At 60.0% G+C, this 1,700-nt stretch carries 2 protein-coding genes; one reads left to right on the forward strand and one right to left on the reverse strand.

The annotated features are described in order from the left end of the window. The first annotated feature begins 25 nt into the window (after nucleotides 1-25). Nucleotides 26-1,375 (forward strand): plasmid mobilization relaxase MbeA, encoded by a 1,350-nt coding sequence (gene mbeA, locus ACWGO0_RS37360; RefSeq protein WP_453544880.1) that lies wholly within the window; start codon nucleotides 26-28, stop codon nucleotides 1,373-1,375. 136 nt (nucleotides 1,376-1,511) lie between these two features. Here the strand turns inward: mbeA and ACWGO0_RS37365 are convergent. Then, on the reverse strand, nucleotides 1,512-1,700 hold a 189-nt coding region (locus ACWGO0_RS37365), incomplete at its 5' end, for an aminoglycoside phosphotransferase family protein (RefSeq protein ID WP_453544881.1).

Consider the following 1,700-nt stretch of genomic DNA (forward strand, 5'->3'; position numbering starts at 1 on the left):
GCTGTTTTTTGTGTCGCATTACTAGATGAATTACACCTCGGGCGTTATGTGGTTTGCGGTGTCTGATCGGGCTCCCGGCCAGCGGGAAAAACTGATGGCCAGCTTCGAGCGTGTTCTGATGCCCGGCCTCGATAAAGATCAGTACAGCATTCTGTGGGTGGAGCACGCGGACAAGGGGCGTCTGGAGCTGAACTTTCTGATCCCCAATACCGAGCTGCTGACCGGCAGGCGGCTCCAGCCGTACTACGACCGCGCCGACCGGCCGCGCATCGATGCCTGGCAGACGGTGGTCAACGGCCGGCTGGGGCTGCACGACCCGAACGCGCCGGAAAACCGGCGGGCGCTGGTCACGCCGTCCGCGCTGCCGGAAGCGAAGCAGGAAGCTGCCCAGGCGATTACGCGCGGCCTGCTTGCCCTTGCCTCATCCGGGGAGCTGAAAACCCGTCAGGACGTCACTGAGGCGCTGGAAAGCGCAGGTTTTGAGGTGGTGCGCAGCACGAAAAGCAGCATCAGCATTGCCGACCCGGACGGGGGGCGAAACATCCGACTGAAGGGAGCCATCTATGAGCAGTCTTTTAACGCTGGCGAAGGACTTGGAGCAGAAATCGAAAGCGCAGCAGCAGAGTACCGGCGAGATGCTGAAAGCCGCATTCAGCGAGCACGAGCAGTCTGTCAGAGCGGAACTGAGCGCAAGCGCGAGGAGAATCAGCGACGCCATCAGCGCCCACGAACAGAGTATGAGCGAGGCGATGGAGAAAAACCGGCGGAGCGTGCTGCTGACAGCCGGGAGGGCATGGCTCACCATCCTGATGGTGTCAGCGCTGCTGATCGCCACGAGCGGGAGCATTCTGTGGTGGCAGGGGCAGCAGATAACCGACAATTACACACATCTTCGTCAGCAGGAAGATACCCTGGCGAAAATGACTGCCCGGACGTGGGGAGTGCGCTATCAGGAGAGCAGCGACGGCCGGAGGTTCCTTATCCTGCCGCCGGGGATGCAAGCCGAAGCCATCCCCTACGACGGGACGACCTGGATCCGCCTGAAACAGGAGTAGCGGAAAATGACAGAGCTGGAAAAGCAGTTGCTGACCGCATTAGAGCAGCTACATCAGGACTACTCGCAAAGGCTGGACGAATGGGAGAGCGCCTTCGCGGAATGGCAGAAGATGTCTGGGCTTATGCAACGGGAGAACGCGGTGCTGAACGAGCGCGTGTCGGACTTGAGCACGCAGGTGCTGAGTTTAAGCGAGCAGCTGCGCCGCTTGTCCGGGAACTGAATGCCACCGAGTTCCGGCAGGGGGAGAATGAGTATCAGAAAACACTGGAGCTGGAGCGCCAGCCGCAGAAAACCTACAAAGGACCGACGCTGGGCTGACGGATGCCGGCCCGTGATAAACCCCAAGAAGGGGTCGTTTGCGGGAGAGGGCGAAATCCTACGCTAAGGCTTTGGCCAACGATATTCTCCGGTAAGATTGATGTGTTCCCAGGGGATAGGAGAAGTCGCTTGATATCTAGTATGACGTCTGTCGCACCTGCTTGATCGCGGCCGCGATAGCTAGATCGCGTTGCTCCTCTACTCCATCCGCGTTCCAAGCTGCGGAAAGGCACCCATAAGCGTACGCCTGGTCGAGCAGGCGACGCGGATCGACGTCCAGCGCACGAGAGAATGCGTCCGCCATCTGTGCAATGCGTCTAGGATC

This window comes from Streptomyces sp. NPDC055749, from assembly GCF_053617235.1.